The organism is Streptomyces niger (assembly GCF_000718305.1).
GTDB classification, from domain to species: domain Bacteria; phylum Actinomycetota; class Actinomycetes; order Streptomycetales; family Streptomycetaceae; genus Streptomyces; species Streptomyces niger.
In genome coordinates this window covers 1-255 of sequence record NZ_JOFQ01000090.1, presented here as the reverse complement: position 1 = coordinate 255, position 255 = coordinate 1, and the positions used below count along the sequence as shown (strand labels likewise).

Annotated in this window: 1 protein-coding gene; it reads right to left on the bottom strand. The window is 63.1% G+C overall.

What is annotated here, in order from left to right:
* A partial coding sequence (locus IF20_RS37030) for a transposase (RefSeq protein WP_199896943.1) occupies positions 1 to 255 on the bottom strand: 255 nt, incomplete at both ends.

The window sequence follows — 255 nt, the reverse complement described above, 5'->3', positions numbered from 1 at the left end:
GTGTGGAGCCTGCTGGAGTGTACGCATGCCCTTGCGGATGGCATGCTCCAGCTGGCCGCGGTCGGTGAACACAACATTGGCAGTGACGGCCCGTCGCAGTAGAGACCAGATACCTTCCACGGGATTGAGATCCGGTGCATGGGTCGGCAGCTGGACGATGGTGAGCCAGTCGTGCCGGTCCGCGTACTCGCGGATCTGCCCACTGCGGTGCACATTCAAGTTGTCCCAGATCAGCACGATGGGGCCGCCGAGCTG